Here is an 18377-nt window from a genome sequence, read left to right on the forward strand (position 1 = left end):
TAGCTCTTTATTTAAAAAACGAATCTACAAACTCAAATTTATTAAATACTTGTAAATCATCTATTCCTTCTCCTACACCAATATATTTTACAGGAATTTGAAACTGATCAGAAATACCAATCACCACTCCTCCTTTTGCAGTTCCGTCTAGTTTTGTTACTGCTAACGATGTGACCTCTGTAGCTAGCGTAAATTGCTTTGCTTGCTCAAAAGCATTTTGACCAGTAGAACCATCTAAAACCAATAAAACATCATGTGGAGCATCGGGAACTACTTTTTGCATAACACGTTTAATTTTGGTCAATTCATTCATCAAGTTTACTTTATTGTGTAAGCGACCTGCGGTATCAATAATAATCACATCAGCATCCTTAGCTGCTGCAGAGTTTAAGGTGTCGAATGCAACTGAAGCAGGATCAGAACCCATTTCCTGACGTACAATAGGTATTCCTACTCTATCTGCCCAGACTTGCAATTGATCTATCGCTGCTGCTCTAAAGGTATCTGCAGCCCCTAACACAACTTTTAAACCTTTCTTTTTAAATTGAGCAGATAGTTTTCCTATAGTCGTTGTTTTTCCAACACCATTTACACCTACCACCATTAAAACATAAGGCTTTTTGTTTTTAGGAACTACAAAATCTGTGGCATCTTCTTCGTTGGTTTCAGAAAGTAGATTTGCAATTTCTTCTCTTAATATTTGATTCAATTCCTCTGTTCCCAAATATTTATCTTTCTCGACCCTTGCTTCAATCCTGTCTATAATTTTCAATGTGGTATTTACACCTACATCCGAAGAAATTAACACTTCTTCTAAATCATCCAATACATCATCATCTACTTTGGATTTTCCTGCAACCGCTTTGGATAATTTTGAAAAAAAAGAGGCTTTAGATTTTTCCAAACCTTTGTCTAAGGTTTCTTTTTTTTCTGAAGAAAATATTTTTTTAAAAAAACTCATCTGATTCGATTTATCGTTCCAATAATTAAACTGTTAAAATACAAAAAAGCTACTTTCCTTTTATAAGAAAGTAGCCTTTGTATTGTCAAAATTTTGCAAAATTATTTTTTTGCTAAAAAATCTTTTACTTCTGTTGGATCCATAATCGCTTCAACAAATGTATAAGCCCCTGTTTTTGGAGACTTTACCATCTTGATAGCCTTTGATAATCTTTTAGAACCTGATTGTAACGATGCTACTGCTTTCTTTGCCATGATTCAATTATTTTATTTCTTTATGAACTGTCATCTTCTTCAAGATAGGATTAAACTTTTTAATCTCTAATCTATCCGGAGTGTTTTTCTTATTCTTTGTAGTAATGTATCTAGAAGTCCCTGGTTGACCAGAAGCTTTGTGTTCAGTACACTCTAATATAACTTGTACTCTGTTTCCTTTTTTTGCCATCTCTATATATGCTTTTAGTAAGAAAAATTATTTTGTTAAAATACCTTTTTCTCTAGCTTCTTTAATTACAGCAGAAATTCCTTTCTTGTTGATATTCTTTAAAGCAGCAGTAGATATTTTTAAAGTAATCCACTTATCTTCTTCAGGAATATAAAAACGCTTTGTAATTAAGTTAGCGTTGAATTTTCTCTTTGTTCTATTTAATGCGTGAGAAACATTGTTCCCAACCATTGCTTTCTTTCCAGTAAGCTCACAAACTTTTGACATCTCGTATCAGTTTTAATTTAAATTCTAAACGGAGTGCAAATTTAAGAACAAATATCCTTACTAACAAAATTAATTTACTGATTTTTTAATATTTCTTTTAGCATCATTTCTAAAGCCTTGTTTTTTGCTTGTTCTATAACCTTTTCTCTAGGTTGTCCAAAATCAAACCTTTCTACAAAAACTTGATTTTCAGCTGCAATTGAAACATACACAACTCCTAAGGTTTCATCTGTATTATCGGTTGATGGCCCTGCATTTCCTGTGGTTGCGATAGCATAATTAGCTCCTGTTTTTTGTTGAATCCCTCTAGCCATTGCTTTTGCAACTTCTGCAGACACTACAGTGTGTTTTTCAATAATCTTATCCGAAACCCCTAAAAGCTCTCTTTTTAAATTGGCATGATAGGCAACAACTCCTCCAAGAAAAAAACTAGACACCCCACTTTCTAAGGTTATGTAAGAAGCAATCGCCCCTCCGGTACAACTCTCTGCTACTGCAAGTGTTTTTTGTTTTGCAATTAACATTTTTTTTACAAGTGCTACCGTATCTTCAGTTCCTTTTACAATTGAATAATCTTTAAAGACCGACAGTAATTTTTCTCCCAACGTTGCAATTGTTTGTTGCAAAAAAACTTTTTCTTGATGTTTTCCTGTCAACCTCAAAGTCAATCTCCCTGGTTGTGGCAAATAGGCCAATTTGATAAAATCTGGCAAGATATCTTCAAAATCATCCAACATATCTGCTGCACTACTTTCTCCCAAACCATACAAAACATAAGTTTGATATTCTTGATATAAAAATCCACCTATTTTTCTTAACCTAGGCAAAACTTCTCCAAGCATCAACCCTTTCATTTCATACGGTACACCTGGTAGGCTGATTACAATCTTCCCTTCTTTCTCAAACCACATTCCAGAGGGTGTACCTAACAAATTAGGTAAGGTAATGGCTTTTTTAGGCAACATTGCTTGATTTTTGTTCAGTTCAGAAAAAGGAATATTTCTTTTATCAAAAATCGCTTTGATCCGATTCATTACCACTACATCTAGCTCCAACTCATCCTTAAAATACGATGTTAATGTATGTTTGGTAATATCGTCTTTGGTGGGACCTAATCCCCCTGTAATTATTACCAAATCGGACTGAGATAATGCGTGGTCTAGACTATTAACAATAGCCTGTTTGCTATCTGATACCGATACACTCTCTACTAATTCTACTCCAAGCTGATGCAATTCTTTTGCTATCCATTGGCTATTTGTATCTAATATTTGCCCTAGCAGTAATTCGTCTCCTATGGTTACAATACTTGTTTTCATATCTTTTATTTTTCTACAAAAAAAGAGGCAACCAGCCCCCTTTCTTTCTTTCTATGTTTTTGCAAACGTTACCTTACTTTAATATCAATCATTTTCTGATTTTCTACAAAACCTTGCAACACATCTCCTTTTGCTACTGGCCCAACTCCAGAAGGTGTTCCTGTAAAAATAATATCTCCTTTTTTTAAAGTATAAAATTGAGATACGTGAGCAATGATTTCATCAATTTTAAAAATCATCAACGATGTGTTTCCTACCTGAACATCCTCTCCATTTTTTTCCAATCTAAAATTGATGTTCTGCAAGTCTGCAAAATCTTCTTTAGGCAAAAATTGTTCACTAATTACAGCACTTCCGTCAAAGCCTTTAGAAATTTCCCAAGGCTGCCCTTTTTCTTTTAGTTGACGTTGCACATCTCTGGCGGTAAAATCTATTCCTAATCCAATTTCGTCATAATACTTATGTGCAAATTTTTGATCTATAAACTTCCCTACCTTGTTGATTTTTACCAAAACCTCAATTTCATAATCTACTTGATTGGAAAATACAGGAATCACAAATGGATTTTTTCTAGGCAACACTGCTGAGTCTGGCTTAAGAAAAACAACTGGACTTTTGGGTATAAAATCCCTATCAAATTCTTTGATATGTGCCACGTAGTTCATACCAATACATAAAATCTTCATATCTTTTATTTTATAATCCTTATACTGTATAACACAAGCCTCTTTAAACTGTACAATTATTCCCCTGTCTCAGGAAAAACAATCGCTTTGTTATTGTCTACAATAATTTGATTGTTTAAATGACACTTTACTGCCCTTGCCAAAACCATCGTTTCGATATCTGCACCAATGTTTTTTAATGTTTTAGGAGTACTTTCATGGGTTACACGCTCTACATCCTGCTCTATAATAGGTCCTTCATCTAAATCTTCGGTAGCATAATGTGCAGTAGCACCAATCAACTTTACCCCTCTTTCATAGGCTCTTGCATAAGGGTTGGCTCCTTGAAAAGCTGGCAAAAAAGAATGATGGATATTGATGATTCTGTTGGGATAGTGATTGATAAAATCATTAGACAAAATTTGCATATACCTTGCCATTACAATCAAATCTATTTCATTGCTATCAAACAAATCAATCAATGCAGCTTCTTGCTCTTGCTTGGTATCCTTATTAACAGGTTTGTGATAAAAAGGAATGCCAAACATGTCTGCCACAGGTTTTAATTTGGTATGATTGCTTACAACCATACTAATTTCGCAGTTTAGCTTTCCTTCTTTATGACGATGTAACAAATCATATAAATTATGACTGGTATGCGATACCATTACCGCTACTTTCTGTTTTCTATCTCCATAATCTACATGCCAAACAAGGTCGTAGGCAGCAGCCAATCTTGTAAATCGTTCTTCTAACTGTTCTTTGCTTAATACAACCTCTTCGTCTGCTTCTGCACGCAAACGCATAAAAAACATATTGTCTATAGAATTGGTGTACTGTTGTGCACTTAACAGATTAAACCCTTCTTGGTAAAAAAAATGGGTCAACTTAGACACAATCCCTTTTTGATCGGGACATTTTATTAAAAAAGTTACTACTTGTGGTTTCATTCTAATTGTAAATTGTAAAGTTGAAGGTTTATAAAGTTCTATAAAACAAAACTTTTACCCTATTTACTTGTAACATTATTTTATAGAGTTGTAAAGTTTAGCATTTTTAAAGTTAGAAAGTCTACTGATGTTTTGGTGATAAAACTTTATAAACGCTAAACCTTATAAACTTATTAAACAATATACTTTTTGTCAAAATTAGGTTTGCGTTTTTCTAAAAAGGCATTTCTTCCTTCTTTAGCTTCGTCGGTCATATAAGCTAAGCGAGTGGCTTCTCCAGCAAACACTTGTTGTCCTACCATACCATCGTCGGTTAAATTCATTGCAAACTTTAGCATTTTAATAGACAAAGGTGATTTTCCTAACACTTCTTGAGCCCATTCATAAGCGGTATCTTCTAACTGATCATGTGGGACAACCGCGTTAACCATTCCCATTTCAAAAGCTTCTTGAGCGGAATAGTTTCTTCCTAAAAAGAAGATTTCTCTGGCTTTTTTTTGTCCTACCATTTTTGCCAAATAGGCAGAACCGTAACCTCCATCAAAACTTGTCACATCAGCATCGGTTTGTTTAAAAATTGCATGCTCCTTACTTGCCAACGTCATATCGCATACTACATGCAAACTATGACCGCCTCCTACAGCCCATCCTGGCACAACCGCAATTACCACTTTGGGCATAAAACGTATCAAGCGTTGTACTTCTAAAATATTCAAACGGTGCGCACCATCTTCACCAACATAGCCTTGATGTCCTCTTGCTTTTTGATCCCCTCCAGAACAGAAAGAATATACCCCATCTTTAGTAGAAGGTCCTTCTGCTGACAATAAAATTACCCCAATAGAGGTATCCTCTTGTGCATCGTAAAAAGCATCGTACAATTCGGAAGTTGTTTTGGGACGGAAAGCATTTCTTACATTGGGTCTATTGAATGCAATTCTTGCAACTCCATCACACTTTTTATAAGTAATATCTTCGTACTCTTTGGCTGTTTGCCAGTTGATCGTTGACATAGTTTTCTTGTTTAAAATCACAAATGCCAAAGTTATCATTTTAATTTAAATCTAGGGACTTATCCACTGAAAGCCAATCTACTTAGTACAACAAACTTAAATCACTGATTACAAACTATTTTATCGAATAAAAAAACTAAATTTGCATTCCCAAATTTACACCATGAAGAAAAAAGTAGAAATTTTAGCTCCTGCCAAAAACTTAGTTCAAGGAATGGCAGCCATCAATGCTGGTGCCGATGCTGTTTATATTGGTGCTCCTCAGTTTGGAGCCAGATCAAACGCCAACAATTCTATAGAAGATGTGGCAGAAATGGTCCGATATGCACACTTGTTCAAAGCACAAGTATTTGTGGTAATCAACACTATTTTGTACGATAATGAGTTAAAAAAATGCGAGCAAATGATTCATCAACTTTACGAGGTAGGTGTAGATGCATTGATTGTACAAGACATGGCTATTTTTGAAATGGACTTGCCTCCTATTGTGATTCACGCCAGTACACAAGCCAACAACCGTACTCCTGAGCACGTAAAGTTTTTGGCTGATGCAGGAATGAAACGTGTAGTTTTGGCTAGAGAGTTAAATTTGGATCAGATTAAAGAAATTCATCAAACAACCGATGTAGAGTTAGAGTTTTTTGTATCTGGAGCACTTTGTGTTTCTTTTAGCGGAAACTGTTACATGAGTGTGGCTGGGGGTGAGCGTAGTGCCAACCGTGGTTCTTGTGCACAAAATTGTAGATTGCCCTATGAATTAAAAGATGGAGATGGAAATACTTTAATAAAAGAGAGTCATTTGCTTTCTATTAAAGATTTGGATTTAAGCGACCAAATGCCAGCAATGATTAAAGCAGGTGTGATGTCTTTTAAAATAGAAGGACGTTTAAAAGACGTTGTATATGTAAAAAACAACGTGTCATACTTAAGAAAACGTTTGGACGAGTTTTTAAACGGTGAAGGAAAAGAAGACTACATCAAAGCCTCATCAGGACGAACTTTTTACACTTTTGATGCGGAAATGGATCGAAGTTTTAATAGAGGTTATACAGATTATTTCTTAAACCACAGAATAGAAAAAATTGGTTCTTGGGAAAGCCCAAAATCCAAAGGACAAATTATTGGAAAAGTTATTGAAGTAAAAAATAATAAGTACAAAATAGAAAATTCTGAAAAGCTAAACAACGGAGACGGATTGTACTTTTTAAACAACGAAGGTTTTGCTGATGGAGTTCAAATTAACACCGTAGAAAACGGTTGGATAACACCTAATAATTTTAAAGACATCGCAATTGGAACTTTAATTTCTAGAAACTCCGATGCTAACTTTAACAAGCAAGTAGAAAAAGACAACAGTGCCATTCGTAAAATTGGGGTAGAATTAACTTTTAAAGAAACTTCTGATGGATTTGCCTTAACTGTAGTAGATGAAGATGGACATACATATACAGAAGGAGTAATTACTGATAAAGAACTCGCTAAAAAAGAAGGTTTCTTGATTGCCAATTTAGAAAAAAATTTAGTAAAAGCAGGTAACACTCCTTTTATTGTTGATGAAATTCATGTAGATGTAACAGACAATTGGTTCTTACCAATTTCTAAAATCAATGAACTAAGAAGAACTGTGCTGGATAGATTGGTTGATTTAAGAATTGAAGAATACCACAGAGAAGAACAACCAATAGTAAAAACAGAGCATCCTTACCCAGAAAAAAGTTTGGATTATATGTACAATGTATCTAATGAATTGGCTAGACAATTCTACCACAGGCACGGAGTTGAAGAAATTGAAAAAGCTTTTGAGCTACAATGGGAACCAGGAAAAGCTAGAGTAATGACCACCAAATATTGTGTTCGTTACGAATTGGGAAAATGTCCACATTATCAAAAAGAGACCATGGGTCAAAAAATAAAGGAACCAATGACCTTAACACATGGCGAAAATGAATACAAACTAAAATTTAACTGCAAGCCTTGCGAAATGGAAATATGGGAAAAGGATGCAGATTTGATTTTTGAAGAGGACGAGGTATAACTTAAACACTCTCAAATTATTAAGTTTTCATCAACATTCATACTATTGTATGAGCCTGTTTTCTATTTTATTTTTATAATACAACGAATAATTAACCCATTATTCGTTTTTTTTTTCTAATTTTAGCATGCTATGAAAAGAAATATATTCCCCTAATCAATTAATTATTAGAACATTGTTTCTTTTCATACATCATAATCCGCTTAAAAAACGGAAAACATAACTGAGCTTTTGTAAGTATTACTAAGGTTTAAAAGAATGGTTGCTGAAAATTGAAAAATGTTATTAAAAATTCAATTATATATCCTATCCCTGTGGCTTCTATTTCTTTTACTGTTTGTAAACAAAGTTAATATCCCTCTTTGTTTATTCGACTGTGAAGAGATTGAACTCAAACAGCTTGTCATGGACAATTTGATTCCTATCACTTGTCTTGTTTTTATTTGTTCTGGTTTTTTATTCTACTACAAGTTTAAATACATCATAACAGGCTCAAAATCTTTGCCAGAAAAAATTATCAACTTAGAAAATCACAACTGGGAACATTTAACGTTTTTAGTTACCTATATTGTACCGCTACTTAGTTTTGATTTGGATTTTGATTTAGAAAAAGATCGTAACGGATTGATGTTTGTCTTAATTATTTTAATCATTGGAGTTATCTATGTAAAGACCAACATTTTTTACAACAACCCTACATTAGCACTATTGGGATATCATATTTACAAAGTAAATACCTCTAAAAACAAACACATTATTTTAATTTCTAAAGATTCTTTAAAACTAGATGATTTGATTGAAACCAAGCATATTAGCGATAATATCTTTTTTGCCATCAAATCAGACAATCAAACAGAAATTACCACCAATCGAGGTTTGGTCAGTTAAACTTCATAAACTTTTAGACGAATTCCGTTTTCCTCCAAGTCTACCACTTTATTTTTATAAAGTCCACCAATAGCATTTTTAAATGCTTTTTTACTCATTCCTAGTTCATACTTTATAGTTTCTGGGCTAGATTTATCGGTTAAAGGTAAAAAACCGTTGTGTGCTTTTAGAGCATTTAAAACCTGAACCTGGAACTTGGTAATACTATTTCTAAAACCCAATGGTTGTAGAGACAAATCCAGCTTTCCATCTTCTCTAATCTTTTTTACGTATGCCTTTAATCGCTGCCCTTCTTCCAAACGTTGGTAAACTTCATTGGTGTACAACATTCCCTCACAAAACTCATCAACCAAAACGGTAATTCCTATTTTAGAAAAACTTCCTATAATAATCTCTACTTCTTGTCCTACTTCAAATTCTTCCATTATTTATTTTTTAAAATTTTCAAAGTATGCTACCAACACACTATCGTTCAAATCACTAGGTGTAAAAACCTCAAGTAATTTAGGTTTATTTTCTACTTTATAAAAACTTTTTAGTTGCTTACTAAGTTCTTTTTTATTCTCTGCTTTAAGGTAATTAAACCCGTACATTTTTGCCAAATTTTCTGCTGTGAGTCCATGTGGAGTTTCAAAATAAGGCAAAGCTTGTGTTTGTTTTGGACCTGGAAGAATTTTAAAAATACCACCTCCATTATTATTTACTACAATAATTCTAAAATTTTTAGGTATTTCAGAGTTCCACAAAGCATTACTATCGTACAAAAAACTTAAATCTCCCGTAACTAAAACCACTTGTTCTTGTGTCTTTATAGCGTAACCTACAGCGGTTGATGTACTTCCGTCTATACCACTGGTCCCTCTATTACAAAACACTTTTATACCTTTAGAAATATCAAACAATTGTGCATACCTTATAGTTGCACTGTTGGCCAACTGAAGTATAGTGTTTTTTGGCAACGATTGGTTGATACAATCAAAAACAGAAAAATCTGTATACGGAGCTTTTAAAAGATAATTATTATGAGCTGCTTTTCTTTTTTCTTTAATAGACAATCCAAAAAGCTGATAAGTGCTTCCTACCTTTTCTGTTCTCCAAAAAAACTGACTAAAAAACAGGGTTGCAGAATTTTTAAAATGATGAGACAAGCAAAAATACGTATCATAACCTACATGTGGATGCACTACCCAATGTGCTTTAGGAGAGAAAGTTCTTAAATATTGTTTAATCCTTTTAGACACAACCATCCCCCCAATACTTAGTAAAATATCTGGTTTTAATTCTTGTTTTTCCTCATCAGAAAGTCCGGCCAAAAACTGATCAATACTATTCACTACTCCTTGGTTGTCTAAGTTAGAGGTAGTTTCAGTAAAGACCAAAACAGACGGATCTTTTAATAAGTGATTGATTTGTTCTTGCAACAATTCATCTGGTTGGTGTACGCCTACCAAAACCAACTTCTTGTTTGCAGAATTCCATTCTTTAGAAAACGTTACCAAGGTTTGCTCATCTAATAATTCTTCTTGTATCTCTTGAGCCTCTGGTACTAGAATTTCAGGATATGTTTTTAGTTCATTTACCAAATCGTACAAAGGTTCTTCAAAAGGTACGTTAATGTGTACTGGTCCTTTTTGCTCCTTGGCTGTTTGATAGGCTTTAAATAAAAGCTCTTTATTCCATGTTTCATCTTCTTGATTCTGAATTTCTTTCAAATTGGCCTGAAACAAGATGTGATTGCCAAAAACCCCTTCTTGACGTATGGTTTGCCCGTCACCTATATCAATTTTATTCTTAGGTCTATCGGCAGAAATAATCACCAAAGGAATATGGCTATAAAAAGCTTCAGCAACAGCTGGATAATAGTTAAGCAATGCTGAACCTGAAGAACACAAAACAGCCGTTGTGTGATTTGTTTTTTGAGACATCCCTAAAGCCACAAAAGCCGCACAACGTTCATCGACAATACTGTGAGTTTGTATATTTTCTACAGCCGAAAACCCAATAGTTAAAGGTGCATTTCTAGAACCAGGAGAAATAACAACATCAGCTAACTGATTGGCAACCGATGAGGCAATAACTACCTGAGCTAATTTATTTTTAGGATATACCATACCTTATTTTATCAAAGTAAGGATGCAAAATTACAAATAAAAAGATAGTATCTTTACGTGTATAATGTTTCTTTTTTATGGATGAATTAATCGACATTGTAAACCTAAAAGGACAACCTACAGGCAATGCTTGTATGAAAAGTTTTGCTCATCAAAACGGAATTCTACACGGTAGTGTACATCTTTGGTGTTACAATACCCAACAACAGATTTTGGTACAAAAAAGAAAAGCTTCTAAAACTATTTTCCCTAACCTGTGGGATGTTTCTGTTGCTGGACACATTGCATCAGGAGAACTTCCTTTATCAGCCGTAATTAGAGAAACGCAAGAAGAAATTGGCTTATCAATCTCTGCTATTGATTTAGAGTATTTGGGTATTTGGGAAGACAAACACAGCCATGCTAATGGAATAATAGATCATGAAATTCACCATCTTTTTGTAACACAAACCTCTGTTGCTATTAATGAATTAACTTTGCAAAAAGAAGAAGTTGAAGAAGTACAATGGCTACCTATTGATGTACTTAAAGAAAAAATTAGCAGATTTGCTGATTTTGTTCCACATCCCAAAGCCTATTACCAATTTATCTTACAACAAATTCAAGAAAGATTTTAGCTTATGAAAAATAGCTTAGCAGAAAGAATTTTAGACTTTCTAAAAACCTATCCTCCGTTTGACAGTGTTTCTTATTCTGATTTGTACAAACTTGCTGTAGAAACCAAAGTAATTTATGTAGACAAAGACGAAACACTCTACTCGCAAGGAAAACCAGCAAAAGAACATTTTTATATTGTAAATCAAGGAGCCATCCGAATTTACAGACAAGAAGGAGAAAATACCGTTGAAATTGAAATTTGTGATGAAGGAGATGTACTAGGCTTAAGACCTTTAATTGTAAATGAAAACTACAATGTAACTGCCAAAGCTTACGAAGAGTCTATTGTATATGGCATCCCTATAAAAACATTCAATCAGCAATTTGAAAACAATGCTGAGATTAATAAATACCTCATCACACGTTTTGCGAGTAACTCTCCTGCAAGATTTTCTCAGGAAGACAACAATACCATTTTTGCCGATTACAAGCGAACCACCCAAACAGATTATTTTAGTTCTAAGATAGAAAACCTTACTACTCCTGCCGCTTGGTGTTCTTATAAAGACACCGTGCAACATGCTGCACTAAAAATGAGTGATGAAAAAATCAGCTCTATTTTTATTTTGCAAAAAGAGCATCCTATTGGTGTTATTACCAACAAACAATTAATGCACACCATTGCTACAGGCAAACATGATATTAAAGAAAATGTAACCCGCATTATGATTGCTCCTGTTATTACAGCCTCTCCTGATGTATCTATTGCAGAAGCTCAAATTATTATGCTAAAAAACAAGGTAGAGCATCTTTGTATTACACAAGATGGTACGCCAGAAAGCAAAATGTTAGGAATGTTAACCCAGCAAGAAATCGTAGCCTCGTTAAGTAACAATCCTGCGGTGTTGATGAAACAGATTAGCAGAGCGAGAAGTATTTCAAGACTTAGAGATATCCGACAACAGCTAAACCAACTACTAAGACGCTACATAGATCAAAAAATTTCTTTTACACACACTAGCACCGTGGTAGCGGAACTAAATGAATCTATCAACCAAAAAGCGGTAGAACTTTCTCTTAGCGATTTTACCAAAGTGCCTCCTGTAAATTTTGCTTTATTTTCTATGGGAAGTCAAGCTAGAAAAGAACAACTTGTTCCGACTGATCAAGATAATGGAATTATTTTTGAGAACGTAGCGGATGAAAAGTTAGAAGAAACCCGTTCTATTTTTATAGAGCTGGCTAATATCATCACCAAAAACTTGCACACCATTGGTTACGAATACTGCCCTGCAGAAATGATGGCTAGCAACCCTACTTGGTGTTTGTCTAGAAAAGAATGGCAAGAAAAATTTAAAAACTGGATTCACAACCCAACTGAAAAATCCATTTTACTCTCTTCTGTTTTTTTTGATTTTAACTTTGTTTATGGACAAAAATACTTGATTGACGAGATGTCTAACATGGTGTACAGCCACACTCCTAACAACTCAAGATTTTTTATGTTTATGGCTCAAGATGCATTAAAAAACCCAAGCCCTATAGGATTTTTTAGACAGTTTTTAGTAGATCAAGACGGAGCACATAAAGATCAGTTTAACATCAAACAAAGAGCTATGATGCCTTTGATTGATGCTGCTAGAATTTTAACGCTACATCATAATTTAATAGGCATTAATAATACAGCAGAGCGTTATTACAAACTAAGAGAGTTAGAACCTCAAAATGCAGAAGTATACGAAGCTTGTGCTTATGCTTTTAAAGCCTTGCTAAAATTTAAAACAAAAAACGGATTGGCTACATTAGGAGAAGATGACGGGAAATTCATCAAACTCGAAACACTTTCTAAATCCGACAAAGTAAAGCTAAGACGATGTTTTAAACCCATCAAAAGTATACAAGAATTGCTTACTGTACGTTTTCAGGGAATTATATAACATATGCCTATGTGGAAGTCTATTGTAAAAACGTTCAATTATTATTTGAACAGAAAAAACCTACCTCCTTTCTGGAAAAACTATAAAGAAACCCTAAAAGGAATCAAAAAAAAGGACATTCAGCATTCTAAATTTGTAGTGTTTGATTGCGAAACCTCTGGACTTACTCCCAAAACAGACCGCATACTATCTATGGGAGCTGTTACTATTGTGAACAATGAAATAGACATAAAAAACAGTTTTGAACGTTATTTAGAACAAGATATTTATAGCCGAGAAAGTGCTGAAATTCACGGTTTGTTAAGAAATGGAAAATACACCAAACACTCTGAAGAAGAAGTAATTAAAGATTTTTTAAAATACATAGAGGGTGCCATTTTGGTAGGCCACCATGTAGGTTTTGATGTTGGTTGTGTTAACTACGCACTAAAAAGAATGGGACTACCCAAGCTCAAAAACAAAACATTAGATACTGGGGTTTTATTTAAAAAAACGAAGCATGAATTGTATGCGGAACTGCATAATAAAATTTACTCATTAGACGAGGTTTGTGACGAACTAAACATCCAAAAAAAAGACAGACATACCGCATATGGAGATGCTTTTTTAACCGCTTTGGTGTTTTTTAAAATTTTAGGTAAGCTAAATAAAAATAAAGACATGCGATTAAAAGACCTGTTTTATGTTCCTAAAATAAAATATTAAACTTCTGCTGTTTACTTTTTTAAAAATTATAACGTTTTCGTTAAATTTTCTATTTCATAGCCCTTGCAATACATCTAAACCAAAGGATTGGCTGTCTAATCAAAAGAAACACACTATCTTTGCATCCAAAATTTATAGGTTTTAAAAATGCCCAAAACAACGCAAACAATCAAACATTCGGAATTTGTTTTAATTGGAGGTGGAATTATGAGTGCTACACTTGCCATCTTACTTTTTGAAAAATTCCCTGGTAAAAAAATTACTGTTATTGAAAAACTTCCCAAAATGGCTGAAGAAAGTTCCGAAGCTTGGAACAACGCTGGAACGGGACATGCTGGAAACTGTGAACTAAACTACACTCCTGAAAAAGACGGAGCTATTGATCCTGCCAAAGCATTAAAAACAGCTCAACAGTTTTATGAAACTTTAGATTTTTGGAAAGATTGTGCAGACAAAGGATACATTCAAAACCTATCAAAATGTATTTCTTCCGTACCACACATAAGTTTTGTTAGCGGTAAAAAAGATGTTGAATTTTTAGAAAAAAGATATCAGGTATTAAAAGACACTGAATATTTTAAAGGAATGAAATTTTCTACTGATAAAGAAGAAATAGAAAAATGGATTCCTTTAATGACTCAAGGAAGAAGCAAAAGATCTAGCATTGCGGCCACCTTTTTTGAAAATGGTTACGATGTGAATTTTGGAGAAGTAGCCGAGCAAATTTTTAGGTTTTTAGACAAGCAACCTAATGTAAGTTTGATAAAAAACAGCAATGTCATCAATCTACAAAAAACAGACAATAAACGTTGGTTGTTAAGTGTAAAAGGTCAGAATGTAGGTAAACACTGGAAAATTGTTAGTAATTATGTGTTTGTTGGTGCTGGTGGGGGTGCTTTACCTTTGTTGGAAAAATCAGGAATTAGAGAGGCCAGAGGATACGGAGGTTTTCCTATTAGCGGATTGTGGTTGCGTTGTACCAATCCAGAAATTATAGAACAGCATCAAGCAAAAGTATATGGAAAAGCAAAAAAAGGATCGCCACCAATGTCTGTTCCACATATGGATACTCGTGTAATTAACGGTAGAAAAGAATTACTTTTTGGTCCGTATGCTGGATTTACCACTAAATTTTTAAAACACGGTTCTGTATTTGATTTACCAAAATCTGTGGAATTTGACAATATCATGAGTTTGTTAGGAGCTGGATACAAAAACTTACCTTTGGTAGGATACTTAATCAAACAGGTAAAGTTGAGTTTTGAAGACCGTATGAATATGTTACGAGAATTTTATCCTGAGGCCAAAGATGAAGACTGGAAAGTTGTTGTTGCTGGACAACGTGTACAAATTATAAAAAAGGATAAAAATGGTAAAGGGAAATTGGAATTTGGAACAGAAGTTATTGTTTCTAGAGACAAATCTATTGCAGGATTGTTAGGAGCTTCTCCTGGTGCATCAACCTCTTATTCGGTAATGAAAAATGTAATGGAAAAATGTTTTAATTAAAACAAATACACTCAAATAAAAAAGGCTGTTTGAATTCAATTCAGACAGCCTTTTTGTAATTATAACGCAAAAAATTAATTTATTCTGATTTTTTATACAGCTTATACTCCTGATTTTTGTCATTATTAAGCATTAACAAAGTGTCTTGTAGGCTATATTTCCAATGTCCGTTTAACACATACGATTTTTTATTCTGATCATCTACCACGGATTCATTAATAAAAGTGATCGATTTTTCTTGAGAGTTGACAATGTAAGTACCAAACCTTACTGTTGGAAAATCTGGTGATGTTTCACTATATCCAGAAAATTTGGTGTCGAATAGTTTGATATTAACTGGAGCTTTTTTCTTGTTTTCATCAGTAAAAACACCTTTGTATGTTCCTTGTAAATTGCTGTTCTTTTTTAATTCTGTTGCTCTTGTAGCTTTGTTACATCCCGTAGTTAAGAGTATCAAAAAAATAACTCCCAAGTATACATTTATATTTTTCATTCAATCTAAGCTTTAAAAAGTTGTTTTGTATCCTAGCAAAATAAGATTAGCTTATCGTATTACAGGACTTTTTAAAATTGCTTAAAAAAAAGCAAAAAAAGAGAAACAAATAAACAAAATCTAGATACAAACATCTTAAAAACGTACTGTAAAGCATGTATATTCAGTATTTTACTAACACATATATATAGATTTATGGAATTTTGGTTTAAAAAATATACAACCAATCTTGTAAAAACTAATTGACTCAAATTATCTAAAGTGTAATTTTAAACCAAAGCATGGTAACTTTTATTGTTGGTTAAGTTTGGTACAAGTTTCTCTTGTTTCACTATCAAAACTCTAAAACCTGTCTTTATTAGCATCTATCCCAAAAACCTTAACCACTAAATAGCAACACTTTATAAACTATTTTCACTTACAGTACAGCTTGTATTAACTTATTTGTCTGCCAATGATAAAATCTAAATACAATTAAAAAATTGAATTGTCATCTACTTTTTTTCTACTTTTATTTACTGATTTATTAGGGACTTATGGATAAAATCCATACCTACTTCAGTTATTTACGAGTTGTTTAACAACTTAACTTTACCTGTACATCTACTGTTTTTAGTAGAAAATCTTATAGCTCAAGAAATTTATACAGAAAAGCGTTCTATGCTTGTAAAAATGTTTACACAATTCTTCGTATCAAAATAGATCTAACAATAAACAAAAAGCCTCAACTTTGTGTTGAGGCTTTTAAAAATTATTCATGATGTTTTTTAGATTTCGGCACTACTTCTTGCCACAGATCTATCTATTTTTGCAAACAAACCTTGCAATACTTTTCCAGGTCCAACTTCAATTACTTCAGTAGCCCCATCTGCAATCATAGCTTGTGCACATTGTGTCCATTTTACTGCACCTGTTAACTGAGCAATTAAATTTTCTTTAATTTCTGCTGGATTGGTAACTGCCTTTGCTACCACATTTTGATAAACTGGACAAGATGGCTGGTTAAATTGAGTTGCTTCTATTGCTGCAGCCAATTCCTCTTTTGCAGGTGCCATTAATGGCGAATGGAAAGCCCCCCCGACAGGTAATAACAACGCTCTACGAGCACCTTTTTCTGTAGCCAGTTCGCAGGCAGCTTTTACAGCTTCTAACTCTCCAGAAATCACCAATTGCCCCGGACAATTGTAGTTGGCAGCCACTACATCTCCTTCAATTGCTGCACAAATTTCTTCTACTACTGCATCTTCTAAACCTAAAATTGCAGCCATTGTTCCTGCTTGTAATTCGCATGCTTTTTGCATGGCATCTGCACGTTTGGCTACCAATTTTAATCCGTCTTCAAAAGACAAAGTTCCGTTAGCTACCAAAGCAGACAATTCCCCTAAAGAATGTCCAGCAACCATATCTGCTTTAAAATCTTCTCCTAAAACTTTGGCCAAAATTACAGAGTGTAAAAACACCGCTGGTTGAGTTACATTGGTTTGTTTTAAATCTTCAGCAGAACCTTCAAACATAATTTTAGTAATATCAAATCCTAAAATTTCATTAGCCTGTTCGAACAATTCCTTAGCCAAAGGAGAGTTTTCGTACAAGTCTTTACCCATTCCGGTAAACTGTGCTCCTTGTCCAGGAAATACATATGCTTTCATAAAAAATAGTTTTTCTAAATTTTGTGGGACAAAAGTAACAAAAAACGTTCAAAAGGATTGTTGTTCAAACAAAGAGTTCTACTTTTAGCTTTAAACAAGAGATGCAAAATATGACTGAAAAACAAGAGAAACAAGCTGGAATAATTTTTTTAATCCTTGCCTCTATTTTTATCACCTCATTGGTAGTGTGCAATTTAATTTTTCAAAAATTTATTTACTGGAACCCTTTTGGCTGGTATCGTTTTGAAATCTCGGTAGGATTACTTCCCTACCCGATTACATTCCTAATTACAGATACTATTTCTGAAATTTACGGAAAGAAAAAAGCCAATCAGGTAGTGATTGCTGGAATTTTTGCTTCCGTTTTTTCTATGTTGATTATTTGGGTGGCCAATACCGCTCCTGCCATTAGCAACTCTCCTATAGACAATCTTACTTTTAGTAAGGTGTTTGGTCTATCTCCATTAGGGGTTTTAGCATCAATGTTGGCGTATTTGGCTGCACAATTTGTAGACATCCGCATTTATCACTTCTGGAAAAATTACACAAAAGGAAGGCATTTGTGGATTCGAAATAACTTTTCTACATTTTCATCTCAACTTTTAGATACTGCACTAGTTGTAGGACTGTTATGTGCTTTTGAGGTGTTGCAATGGAGTTCTTTTCCTTCCCTAGTTTTTAGTGGTTTTTTATACAAAGTTATTGTAGCCATACTCGACACTCCTTTTTTATATGCCATTGTGTATTATATGAAAAGAAAATTCAACTTAGCCCCCCAACAAGAAATTACTGAATTGCTTTTGTAATGATTCTATAAATCCCCCCACTAAAGCA

Annotated in this window: 19 protein-coding genes; 7 read left to right on the forward strand and 12 right to left on the reverse strand. The window is 33.7% G+C overall.

The annotated features are described in order from the left end of the window. Positions 1-7: 7 nt before the first annotated feature. From ftsY to FS85_RS0105075, 8 genes are all read right to left on the reverse strand, one after another. Positions 8-961 carry a signal recognition particle-docking protein FtsY gene (gene ftsY / locus FS85_RS0105040; RefSeq protein ID WP_010134997.1) on the reverse strand — a complete coding sequence of 318 codons (954 nt, stop codon included), beginning with the start codon at positions 959-961 and terminating at the stop codon, positions 8-10. Positions 962-1062: 101 nt separating this feature from the next. Continuing rightward, positions 1063-1215, reverse strand: coding sequence for a DUF4295 domain-containing protein (locus tag FS85_RS16355; RefSeq protein WP_010134998.1), 153 nt, complete (start codon positions 1213-1215; stop codon positions 1063-1065). Positions 1216-1222: 7 nt separating this feature from the next. Then, positions 1223-1405 carry a 50S ribosomal protein L33 gene (gene rpmG / locus FS85_RS0105050; RefSeq protein ID WP_010134999.1) on the reverse strand — a complete coding sequence of 61 codons (183 nt, stop codon included), beginning with the start codon at positions 1403-1405 and terminating at the stop codon, positions 1223-1225. Between the two features lie 27 nt (positions 1406-1432). Then, the gene (gene rpmB / locus FS85_RS0105055) at positions 1433-1672 is read right to left on the reverse strand and encodes a 50S ribosomal protein L28 (protein WP_010135000.1); all 240 of its coding nucleotides are present in this window, start codon (positions 1670-1672) and stop codon (positions 1433-1435) included. 74 nt (positions 1673-1746) lie between these two features. Continuing rightward, a complete protein-coding gene (locus tag FS85_RS0105060) occupies positions 1747-2991 on the reverse strand; it encodes a CinA family nicotinamide mononucleotide deamidase-related protein (RefSeq protein ID WP_010135001.1) in 1245 nt (414 codons plus the stop codon). A gap of 68 nt (positions 2992-3059) precedes the next feature. Then, positions 3060-3677, reverse strand: coding sequence for a fumarylacetoacetate hydrolase family protein (locus tag FS85_RS0105065; RefSeq protein ID WP_010135002.1), 618 nt, complete (start codon positions 3675-3677; stop codon positions 3060-3062). 56 nt (positions 3678-3733) lie between these two features. Next, positions 3734-4606 (reverse strand): formyltetrahydrofolate deformylase, encoded by an 873-nt coding sequence (purU, locus tag FS85_RS0105070; protein ID WP_010135005.1) that lies wholly within the window; start codon positions 4604-4606, stop codon positions 3734-3736. A 173-nt stretch (positions 4607-4779) separates the two neighbouring features. Next, the gene (locus FS85_RS0105075) at positions 4780-5619 is read right to left on the reverse strand and encodes a 1,4-dihydroxy-2-naphthoyl-CoA synthase (RefSeq protein WP_010135006.1); all 840 of its coding nucleotides are present in this window, start codon (positions 5617-5619) and stop codon (positions 4780-4782) included. Between the two features lie 163 nt (positions 5620-5782). On the opposite strand from FS85_RS0105075, the gene FS85_RS0105080 reads away from it, so the two are divergent. Then, positions 5783-7654 (forward strand): peptidase U32 family protein, encoded by a 1872-nt coding sequence (locus FS85_RS0105080; protein ID WP_010135007.1) that lies wholly within the window; start codon positions 5783-5785, stop codon positions 7652-7654. A gap of 279 nt (positions 7655-7933) precedes the next feature. Continuing rightward, positions 7934-8542, forward strand: coding sequence for an anti-phage protein KwaA (kwaA, locus tag FS85_RS15160; RefSeq protein WP_071585701.1), 609 nt, complete (start codon positions 7934-7936; stop codon positions 8540-8542). Here the strand turns inward: kwaA and FS85_RS0105090 are convergent. Next, positions 8539-8967, reverse strand: coding sequence for a S1 RNA-binding domain-containing protein (locus FS85_RS0105090; RefSeq protein ID WP_010135009.1), 429 nt, complete (start codon positions 8965-8967; stop codon positions 8539-8541). The two genes, kwaA and FS85_RS0105090, sit on opposite strands and share 4 nt — an antisense overlap. 3 nt (positions 8968-8970) lie before the next feature. Beyond that, a complete protein-coding gene (gene menD, locus FS85_RS0105095; protein ID WP_010135010.1) occupies positions 8971-10653 on the reverse strand; it encodes a 2-succinyl-5-enolpyruvyl-6-hydroxy-3-cyclohexene-1-carboxylic-acid synthase in 1683 nt (560 codons plus the stop codon). A gap of 77 nt (positions 10654-10730) precedes the next feature. On the opposite strand from menD, the gene FS85_RS0105100 reads away from it, so the two are divergent. The 4 genes from FS85_RS0105100 to mqo all read left to right on the forward strand — a co-directional run bounded on the left by FS85_RS0105100 (position 10731) and on the right by mqo (position 15401). Continuing rightward, on the forward strand, positions 10731-11270 hold the full coding sequence (locus FS85_RS0105100; protein ID WP_010135011.1) for an NUDIX hydrolase: 540 nt from the start codon (positions 10731-10733) through the stop codon (positions 11268-11270). Between the two features lie 3 nt (positions 11271-11273). Beyond that, positions 11274-13187 carry a DUF294 nucleotidyltransferase-like domain-containing protein gene (locus FS85_RS0105105; protein ID WP_010135012.1) on the forward strand — a complete coding sequence of 638 codons (1914 nt, stop codon included), beginning with the start codon at positions 11274-11276 and terminating at the stop codon, positions 13185-13187. 9 nt (positions 13188-13196) lie between these two features. Beyond that, entirely contained in the window at positions 13197-13892 is a 696-nt protein-coding gene (locus tag FS85_RS0105110; protein WP_139062156.1) for a 3'-5' exonuclease, read from the forward strand. A 147-nt stretch (positions 13893-14039) separates the two neighbouring features. Then, positions 14040-15401, forward strand: coding sequence for a malate dehydrogenase (quinone) (gene mqo, locus FS85_RS0105115; protein WP_010135015.1), 1362 nt, complete (start codon positions 14040-14042; stop codon positions 15399-15401). Positions 15402-15480: 79 nt separating this feature from the next. Here mqo and FS85_RS0105120 read toward each other — a convergent pair whose 3' ends face one another. After that, a complete protein-coding gene (locus FS85_RS0105120; RefSeq protein WP_010135016.1) occupies positions 15481-15894 on the reverse strand; it encodes a hypothetical protein in 414 nt (137 codons plus the stop codon). Positions 15895-16661: 767 nt separating this feature from the next. Beyond that, positions 16662-17543: an ACP S-malonyltransferase gene (fabD, locus tag FS85_RS0105125; protein WP_010135017.1), complete on the reverse strand. Its 882-nt coding sequence runs from the start codon at positions 17541-17543 to the stop codon at positions 16662-16664. Positions 17544-17653: 110 nt separating this feature from the next. Here fabD and FS85_RS0105130 point away from each other — a divergent pair, with 110 nt between their 5' ends. Beyond that, complete coding sequence (locus FS85_RS0105130; RefSeq protein ID WP_010135018.1) at positions 17654-18349, forward strand: queuosine precursor transporter; 696 nt, start codon at positions 17654-17656, stop codon at positions 18347-18349. Positions 18350-18377: the final 28 nt, after the last annotated feature.

The organism is Ochrovirga pacifica (assembly GCF_000220525.1).
GTDB lineage: Bacteria > Bacteroidota > Bacteroidia > Flavobacteriales > Flavobacteriaceae > Ochrovirga > Ochrovirga pacifica.

Coding starts and splice junctions, on each gene's coding strand:
- ftsY (WP_010134997.1), bottom strand. CDS start 961: ATGAGTTTTTTTAAAAAAATATTTTCTTCAGAAAAAAAAGAAACCTTA.
- FS85_RS16355 (WP_010134998.1), bottom strand. CDS start 1,215: ATGGCAAAGAAAGCAGTAGCATCGTTACAATCAGGTTCTAAAAGATTA.
- rpmG (WP_010134999.1), bottom strand. CDS start 1,405: ATGGCAAAAAAAGGAAACAGAGTACAAGTTATATTAGAGTGTACTGAA.
- rpmB (WP_010135000.1), bottom strand. CDS start 1,672: ATGTCAAAAGTTTGTGAGCTTACTGGAAAGAAAGCAATGGTTGGGAAC.
- FS85_RS0105060 (WP_010135001.1), bottom strand. CDS start 2,991: ATGAAAACAAGTATTGTAACCATAGGAGACGAATTACTGCTAGGGCAA.
- FS85_RS0105065 (WP_010135002.1), bottom strand. CDS start 3,677: ATGAAGATTTTATGTATTGGTATGAACTACGTGGCACATATCAAAGAA.
- purU (WP_010135005.1), bottom strand. CDS start 4,606: ATGAAACCACAAGTAGTAACTTTTTTAATAAAATGTCCCGATCAAAAA.
- FS85_RS0105075 (WP_010135006.1), bottom strand. CDS start 5,619: ATGTCAACGATCAACTGGCAAACAGCCAAAGAGTACGAAGATATTACT.
- FS85_RS0105080 (WP_010135007.1), top strand. CDS start 5,783: ATGAAGAAAAAAGTAGAAATTTTAGCTCCTGCCAAAAACTTAGTTCAA.
- kwaA (WP_071585701.1), top strand. CDS start 7,934: ATGTTATTAAAAATTCAATTATATATCCTATCCCTGTGGCTTCTATTT.
- FS85_RS0105090 (WP_010135009.1), bottom strand. CDS start 8,967: ATGGAAGAATTTGAAGTAGGACAAGAAGTAGAGATTATTATAGGAAGT.
- menD (WP_010135010.1), bottom strand. CDS start 10,653: ATGGTATATCCTAAAAATAAATTAGCTCAGGTAGTTATTGCCTCATCG.
- FS85_RS0105100 (WP_010135011.1), top strand. CDS start 10,731: ATGGATGAATTAATCGACATTGTAAACCTAAAAGGACAACCTACAGGC.
- FS85_RS0105105 (WP_010135012.1), top strand. CDS start 11,274: ATGAAAAATAGCTTAGCAGAAAGAATTTTAGACTTTCTAAAAACCTAT.
- FS85_RS0105110 (WP_139062156.1), top strand. CDS start 13,197: ATGTGGAAGTCTATTGTAAAAACGTTCAATTATTATTTGAACAGAAAA.
- mqo (WP_010135015.1), top strand. CDS start 14,040: ATGCCCAAAACAACGCAAACAATCAAACATTCGGAATTTGTTTTAATT.
- FS85_RS0105120 (WP_010135016.1), bottom strand. CDS start 15,894: ATGAAAAATATAAATGTATACTTGGGAGTTATTTTTTTGATACTCTTA.
- fabD (WP_010135017.1), bottom strand. CDS start 17,543: ATGAAAGCATATGTATTTCCTGGACAAGGAGCACAGTTTACCGGAATG.
- FS85_RS0105130 (WP_010135018.1), top strand. CDS start 17,654: ATGACTGAAAAACAAGAGAAACAAGCTGGAATAATTTTTTTAATCCTT.